The 6,730-nt window shown below is 76.6% G+C and carries 5 protein-coding genes; 4 read left to right on the plus strand and 1 reads right to left on the minus strand.

Annotation, left to right across the window (positions count from 1 at the left end; all coding sequences use genetic code 11):
* Nucleotides 1-3: 3 nt before the first annotated feature.
* Nucleotides 4-1,371, plus strand: coding sequence for a histidine--tRNA ligase (gene hisS / locus FS882_RS13840; RefSeq protein WP_158373650.1), 1,368 nt, complete (start codon nt 4-6; stop codon nt 1,369-1,371).
* Between the two features lie 47 nt (nt 1,372-1,418).
* Here the strand turns inward: hisS and FS882_RS13845 are convergent, their stop codons facing one another.
* On the minus strand, nt 1,419-1,970 hold the full coding sequence (locus FS882_RS13845) for a TspO/MBR family protein (protein WP_158373652.1): 552 nt from the start codon (nt 1,968-1,970) through the stop codon (nt 1,419-1,421).
* Nucleotides 1,971-2,095: 125 nt separating this feature from the next.
* On the opposite strand from FS882_RS13845, the gene FS882_RS13850 reads away from it, so the two are divergent.
* The 3 genes from FS882_RS13850 (at nt 2,096) to FS882_RS13860 (ending at nt 6,416) form a co-directional block, all read left to right on the plus strand.
* The gene (locus tag FS882_RS13850) at nt 2,096-3,361 is read left to right on the plus strand and encodes an Rv2578c family radical SAM protein (RefSeq protein WP_158373654.1); all 1,266 of its coding nucleotides are present in this window, start codon (nt 2,096-2,098) and stop codon (nt 3,359-3,361) included.
* Between the two features lie 155 nt (nt 3,362-3,516).
* On the plus strand, nt 3,517-5,343 hold the full coding sequence (gene aspS / locus FS882_RS13855) for an aspartate--tRNA ligase (RefSeq protein ID WP_158373656.1): 1,827 nt from the start codon (nt 3,517-3,519) through the stop codon (nt 5,341-5,343).
* A gap of 140 nt (nt 5,344-5,483) precedes the next feature.
* Entirely contained in the window at nt 5,484-6,416 is a 933-nt protein-coding gene (locus FS882_RS13860; RefSeq protein WP_158373659.1) for a GNAT family N-acetyltransferase, read from the plus strand.
* The last annotated feature ends 314 nt before the right edge of the window (nt 6,417-6,730 follow it).

Genomic DNA, 6,730 nt, shown 5'->3' on the forward strand with positions numbered 1-6,730 from the left:
CGCATGGCACGTCCGACTCCTCTGTCCGGTTTCCCCGAGTGGCTCCCCGACGGCCGCGTGGTCGAGCAGCACGTCCTCGACACGCTGCGGCGCACCTTCGAGCTGCACGGGTTCGCGGGCATCGAGACCCGGGCCGTCGAGCCGCTCGACCAGCTGCTGCGCAAGGGCGAGACGTCCAAGGAGGTGTACGTCCTGCGCCGGCTGCAGGAGGAGGACGGAGCCGAGGCGGACCGGTCCGGCCAGCTCGGCCTGCACTTCGACCTCACCGTGCCGTTCGCGCGCTACGTCCTGGAGAACGCCGGCCACCTCGCGTTCCCGTTCCAGCGCTACCAGATCCAGAAGGTGTGGCGCGGCGAGCGCCCCCAGGACGGCCGGTTCCGCGAGTTCGTGCAGGCGGACATCGACGTCGTCGGCGCGGGCGACCTGCCGTACCACTACGAGGTCGACCTGCCGCTGGTCATGGCGGAGGCGCTCTGCGCCCTGCGCGACATCGGCGTGCCGCCCGTGCGGATCCTGGTGAACAACCGCCGGGTCGCCGAGGGCTTCTACCGCGGCATCGGGCTGACCGACGTCGAGGGCGTGCTGCGCAGCATCGACAAGCTCGACAAGATCGGGCCGGAGAAGGTCGCCGACCTGCTGGTGGCCGAGACGGGCGCGACGCCCGAGCAGGCGCGGGCCTGCCTCGACCTCGCGGCGATCTCCGGCGGCGACGCGGGCGTGGTCGACCGGGTCCGTGGGCTCGCCGCCGCGCACGGCGTGGAGTCCGCGCTGATGGAGCAGGGCCTGGCCGAGCTGCGGCAGCTCATCGAGGCCGCCGCCGTGCGCGCACCCGGCGTGGTCGTCGCCGACCTGAAGATCGCGCGCGGCCTCGACTACTACACCGGGTCGGTCTACGAGACCGTCCTGGTCGGCCACGAGCAGCTCGGCTCGATCTGCTCCGGCGGCCGCTACGACACGCTGGCGTCCGACGGGAAGCAGACCTACCCGGGCGTCGGCCTGTCGATCGGCGTCTCCCGCCTCGTGTCGCGGCTGCTGTCGGGCGGGCTGGTCCGCGCCACCCGCGGCGTGCCGGCGGCCGTGCTGGTCGCGGTGACCGCGGAGGAGAGCCGGCCGGCGTCGGACGCGGTGGCGTCGGCCCTGCGTGCGCGCGGCATCCCGGTCGAGGTCGCTCCGACGGCGGCGAAGTTCGGCAAGCAGATCAAGCACGCCGACCGTCGCGGGATCCCCTACGTGTGGTTCCCGGCGGCGGAGGACGGCGCGGCGGACCAGGTGAAGGACATCCGGTCGGGCGAGCAGGTCGACGCCGACGCGGTGGTGTGGGCCCCGTCGGCCGAGGACCTCTGGCCCCGCGTCGTGCCCGCGGAGGCCTGACGAGCGTCCGGCAGCACCGCCGCGGGTGCTGCCGGGGCGTCGGCGGGTCAGGCCAGGGCGGCGACGCCCGCGTTGAGGGTGGTCGCGTACAGGACCCAGGCCAGGTAGGGGCCGAGCAGCCACGCCACCCACGGGGACAGGCGGTGGAATGCGACGATCGTCGCCACCAGCGCCACCTCGAGCGCCAGGATGATCGCCAGGCCGGCGCCCAGCTGCTCGGCGCCGAAGAACACCGGCGTCCAGGCGGCGTTCAGCGCGAGCTGCACCCCGTACAGCACCAGCGCCGTGGTCGCGGCGCGGCCGTGCCTCCGCCAGATCAGCCAGGCGGCCACCGCCATCACGACGTACAGCACCGTCCAGACCGGGCCGAACACCCAGTTCGGCGGCGTCCACGCGGGCTTGTCCGCGTCTGCGTACCAGCCGTCGACGCCGGACGTCGACGCCAGGCCGCCGCCGAACGCCACGGCGGCGTTGACCAGCAGCAGGCCGACGAGCACCGGCCAGCCACGGGTCGCGGGTCCGGTGCTCGTGCCCGTGCCCGCGGCGGCGCGGCGGGCGGGTCGGCTCGGTGCGGGCTGGGCCGGGTTCGCGGAGGTCATGGCTCCACCGTCCGCCGGGTCGGGCCGGTCGGCAACCGGAAGCCCAGCATGCTGAGTTCCTCGGCGCGTCCCCAGGTGCGAGCAGGGTGCTTGCGTCCGGGTCGAACACGTGTTCGAATCGACCCATGCGGTGGGACGGGCAGAAGATCGCGGTGGAGGCGGCGCAGGCGCTGCCGGGCCTCGCGCTGGCGGGGCACCAGCGGTCGGTCCGCACCCCGGAGTTCGCCGGGGTGACCTTCCACGAGGTGCACGCCAGGTCGGCGCTGAACAAGGTCCCCGAGGCCTCGGCGATGCCGTTCCGGTGGACCGTCAACCCGATGCGCGGCTGTCTGCACGCGTGCACCTACTGCTTCGCCCGCCCGACCCACGAGTACCTGGGCCTCGGCCCGGACGAGGACTTCCAGACCCAGATCGTCGTCAAGACCAACGTCGTCGAGGTGCTGACCGCGGAGCTGCGCCGGCCCTCCTGGCGGCACGAGCACGTGGCGCTCGGCACCAACACCGACCCGTACCAGCGGGCCGAGGGGCGGTACGCCCTGATGCCCGGCATCATCGGCGCGCTCGCGCACTCCGGGACGCCGCTGTCCCTGCTGACCAAGGGGACGCTGCTGCGCCGGGACATCCCGCTGCTCACCGAGGCGGCGGCGGAGGTCGGCGTCAGCGTCGCGGTGTCGCTCGCGATCGGCGACGAGGACCTGCAGCAGGCGATGGAGCCCGGCACGCCCACGCCCCGGGCCCGGCTCGGGCTGATCCGTGCCGTGCGGGAGGCGGGGCTGGAGTGCGGCGTCCTGGTCGCGCCGGTCATGCCGTGGCTCACCGACTCGACGGCGCACCTCGACGGCCTGTTCCGCGACCTGGCGGAGGCCGGGGCGTCGTGGGTCACCACCATCCCGCTGCACCTGCGCGGCCCGGTCCGGCCGCTGATGCTGTCCTGGCTCGCCGAGCACCGGCCGGAGCTCGTGCCGAACTACCGGCGGCTCTACGCGCGCGGGGCGTACGTCCCCGAGGAGTACCGCCGCTGGCTCGCCGAGCGGGTCCGGCCGCTGCGCCGGCGGTACGGGCTGCACGGTCCCGGCGCCGCGCCCGCGGAGGGGGCGGGGTCCCCGGTCGGACGCGCGGGGTCTCAGGCGGGAGGTTCGGGCTCCCCGGCGGGCGGCGCGGGGTCGTCCGTGGGCTGGACGGGGCCTCCGGCGGGCGGCGCCGGTGCCGGCGGCAGGAACGGCGGCCAGGCCGCGGGCACCGGCGCGGGCGGCGCGGGGGCGGGTGCCGGCGGCCGAGGGAGCGCGGCCCAGCCGTCGCCGTGGCGGGTGCGACCGGACCGGGCGGCGGAGACGCCCGAGGGCGCCCTGGCGGGCGCGCTGACGGGGGCGGTGCAGCCCGCGCTGTTCTGACGGCCGGGGCGCCCGTCCGGCGCGGGCGGCGCGCCGCGCGACCGGCTCGTGGGCGACCCGGGTCCGGGTATCCCCGCGACGGCGGCGGGCCGGTCGGCAGTAGACTCGCCGGGCTGCTCGGACGGGCAGCGCCCCGACACCGGAGAGGACTCCTCGTGCTGCGCACCCACACCGCCGGCTCGCTGCGGGCCGAGCACATCGGCACCACCGTCACCCTGACCGGGTGGGTGGATCGCCGGCGCGATCACGGTGGGGTGGCCTTCGTGGACCTCCGGGACGCCTCGGGCATCGCCCAGGTCGTCATCCGCGACGAGGCCGTGGCGCACGGTCTGCGCGCCGAGTACGTGCTCCAGGTGACCGGCACGGTCGGTCGCCGCCCGGAGGGCAACGAGAACGCGCACCTCGCGACGGGCGAGGTCGAGGTGACCGCCGAGGAGGTGGTCGTCCTCAACGAGTCCGCGCCGCTGCCGTTCCAGGTGTCGTCCTCGCTCGACGAGCCGGTCGGCGAGGAGGCGCGCCTGCGGTACCGCTACCTCGACCTGCGCCGGCCCGCCCCCGCGAAGGCCCTGCGGATGCGGTCGCGTGCCAGCCAGGCGGCGCGCCGCGTGCTGGAGGCGCACGAGTTCGTCGAGGTCGAGACCCCCACGCTGACCCACTCCACGCCCGAGGGCGCGCGCGACTTCCTGGTGCCGGCCCGCCTGGCCCCGGGCTCCTGGTACGCCCTGCCGCAGTCGCCGCAGCTGTTCAAGCAGCTGCTGATGGTCGGCGGCATGGAGCGGTACTACCAGATCGCCCGCTGCTACCGGGACGAGGACTTCCGCGCCGACCGGCAGCCGGAGTTCACCCAGCTCGACGTCGAGATGTCGTTCGTCGACCAGGAGGACGTCATCGCGCTCGGCGAGCAGATCCTCGTCGCGCTGTGGGGCCTCATCGACTACGAGATCCCCACCCCGATCGCCCGCATGACCTACGCCGAGGCGATGGCGAAGTACGGCACCGACAAGCCGGACCTGCGGTTCGGCCTGGAGCTCGTCGAGCTCACCGAGTACTTCGCCGACACGCCGTTCCGGGTGTTCCAGGCGCCGTACGTCGGTGCCGTCGTCCAGCCGGGTGGTGCCTCGACGCCCCGCCGCGGGTTCGACGCCTGGCAGGAGTGGGCCAAGCAGCGCGGCGCCAAGGGCCTCGCGTACGTCACGGTCGGCGAGGACGGCACCCTCGGTGGCCCGGTCGCCAAGAACATCACCGACGCCGAGCGCGAGGGCCTCGCGGCCGCCGTCGGCGCGCAGCCCGGCGACGCGGTGTTCTTCGCCGCAGGCAAGCCCGCCGAGGCGCGCGCGCTGCTCGGCGCCGCCCGCCTGGAGATCGGCCGCCGCGCCGAGCTGATCGACGAGTCGGCCTGGTCGTTCGTCTGGGTGGTCGACGCGCCGCTGTTCAAGCCGACCGGCGAGGACGACGACGTGGCCGTCGGCGAGGGCGCCTGGACCGCCGTGCACCACGCCTTCACGTCGCCGACGCCGGAGTGGATCGACCGCTTCGAGGAGTCCCCGGGCGAGGCCCTGGCCTACGCCTACGACATCGTCTGCAACGGCAACGAGATCGGCGGCGGCTCGATCCGTATCCACCGCCGGGACGTCCAGGAGCGCGTGTTCGCGGTCATGGGCACCGGCGAGGAGGAGGCGCGCGAGAAGTTCGGCTGGCTGCTCGACGCCTTCCAGTTCGGCGCCCCGCCGCACGGCGGGATCGCGCTCGGCTGGGACCGCGTCGTGGCGCTGCTGACCGGCTCGGAGTCCATCCGCGACGTCATCGCGTTCCCGAAGTCGGGCGGCGGCTACGACCCGCTGACCGGCGCGCCGGCCCCGATCACCCCGCAGCAGCGCAAGGAGGCGGGCGTCGACGCGAAGCCGAAGGCGTCCGACCTCGCGCCGCAGGGCACGCCGGCGGAGACCCCGGTCGCGGACGCGGCTGCCCCCGCCCAGCGGTGACCGGCGTCGGCGACCCGGCCGACGGCACCCCGCAGCACCCCGACGGCCCCGGCGCGCTTCCCGCGCCGGGGCCGTCGGCCGCGCCCGGGCGAGCCGCGGGTGGCCGGGCCGGAGCGACGCCGGGCGACCGGCCGGGCGCGATGCGGACGCCGCCGCACGGCCGGACGCCGGGCGACCGGGACGGTGCGGCGCCGGGCGACCGCGCGACACCCGGCGAGCGGCTGGGCGGCGCGGCGCAGCGAGACCACGCCGGATCGCGGCCCGGGTCGCCGTCCGGTGGGCCCGCGCTGCCGGCGCGGTGGGCGACGGACCCGTTCCTTCTCGACGAGCGGCGCTGGTGGCGTCCCACCGAGGTGCACGCCGAGGGCGACGCGATGCTGCTCGTGCAGCGGGCGGTCGAACCCGTGGGCGACGCCGAGGACGTCTCGGCGGGCGACCCCGCCCGCGGCGGCGCGACGATGCTGCTCGCGCTCGGTCCGGCGGAGCCCGTCGCGGCGCTGCTGCGCGCGCACGCCCGGCGCGGCCACCGGTTCGCCTGGGTGGACACCGACGCGCTCGGGCTGCTGCGCGCCGACGAGGTCGCGGCCCTCGGGCTCGCCCCGAACCGCACCGGGTGGGAGTGGCTGGTCACCGACGCCGCGCCGGCGCCCGTCGCCGCCGAGTCGAGGGTGCGCGAGCTCGACCCGCGCGCCGACGCCGCCGCCATCCGCGCCTGCCTCGCCGACGCCAACCCGACGACCGACGCCGACCCCGAGGGCGCGGGCGAGCGCTGGTGGGGCGCCCTCGACTCCGCCGGCCGGCTGGGCGGCGTCATCGGCGCCGGCCCGCGCGCCGGCCGCGTCGGCGGGCGCGGGTCCGCGCACCTGCACGGGCTCGGCGTCCGGCCCGGGGAGCGTGGGCAGGGGCTCGGCGCGGCGCTCACCGCGGGTGCGGTCCGCGCGCTGCTCGCCGACGGCGCCGACTGGGTGTCGCTGGGCATGTGGGACGACAACCACGGCGCCCGGCGGATCTACCACCGGCTCGGCCTGCGCACGGTGCACCGCCTGACGACCCTCCGCGCCCGCGGCGCCTGACCCCCGCCGGCCCACCTCGCCGGCCCCACCGCCCGGCGCCACCCCGCCGCGCCACTGCGCTGGGCGCACCGCGCCAGCCGCGCTGCGCGGACGGCCAGCCGCGCTGCGCGCACCGCCAGCCGCGCTGCGCGCACCGCCAGCCGCGCCCGCGTGCCCCGCCAGCCGCGCCCGCGCGCCCCGGCCTTCGCCGAGCGTGCAACCGACACGTCGAGCGAGTAGTCGCTGGATACTCGCTCGACGTGTCGGCTACCCCCTCGCTACGCGCGGGCGCGGGCGCGGCGCGGGCGCGGGGGCGGCGCGGCGCTGGCGCACGC

This window comes from Cellulosimicrobium cellulans, assembly GCF_007679345.1.
GTDB classification, from domain to species: domain Bacteria; phylum Actinomycetota; class Actinomycetes; order Actinomycetales; family Cellulomonadaceae; genus Cellulomonas; species Cellulomonas cellulans_A.